This window comes from Camelimonas sp. ID_303_24 (assembly GCF_053543495.1).
In genome coordinates, this window is sequence record NZ_JBLLJM010000048.1 from 1 (window position 1) to 694 (window position 694).

Annotated in this window: 1 protein-coding gene and 1 pseudogene; both read right to left on the reverse strand. The window is 54.8% G+C overall.

All coding sequences use genetic code 11. The features are described from left to right. Window positions 1-98 (reverse strand): annotated as a pseudogene (locus tag ACERNI_RS17785) (IS5/IS1182 family transposase); the annotation flags it as partial. A 137-nt stretch (window positions 99-235) separates the two neighbouring features. Then, window positions 236-694, reverse strand: a 459-nt coding sequence (locus ACERNI_RS17790; protein WP_448834566.1) for an integrase core domain-containing protein, incomplete at its 5' end; no start/stop codon positions are given.

Sequence of the window (694 nt, forward strand, 5' to 3'; positions counted from 1 at the left end):
CGATCATCCACCCGTGGCTTCCCGGCCTGCCCATGCGGGAGATGAGGTTCAATGGCGTCCCATGCCGCATCAGAGAGCCAGAACAAGCGCCCTTTCATCTCCATGCACCTCCAACAAACCAATTCGGAGGGTGAGTATGTAAACAAATTCAGACAATTGTATGGGTTTCCAACATAGGGCTATTCACTATGAATCAGAACCATGCGCCTATGGGAATCATGAATGTCGATCCGTCCTAGGTGTTCAGTCCCGGCATCTGGTGGATCGGGTTTAGGATGAATCGATCTGGCTCGGAGGTCCAGAGCTTGCAGATGTATTCGTATGGCGTGAGACCGCCGATGGTTTTGAGCCTTCGTGCGAAGTTGTAGGCCGCCATGAAGTCGGCGAGGTGTGTTCGCAGCTGCTCGTGGCGGTCGTAATGAAAGCGCTTGACGATGGCCTCCTTGATCGTGCGCTTCATCCGTTCGACCTGGCCATTGTTCCATGGATGGTTGGGTTTGGTTACCCTGTGCTCGATCCCGTTGGCCTCGCAGATCATGTCGAAGCGCATTGGCCGGGAGTAGATGGTATTCTGGTTCCGAGACTGCTCCGCGAACTGGATGCCGTTATCGGTGAGAATGGTATGGACCTGGTAGGGCACGGCTTCGAGCATATGCTGAAGGAATTCCCAGGCGGTCTTCCTGTCGGCCTTGTC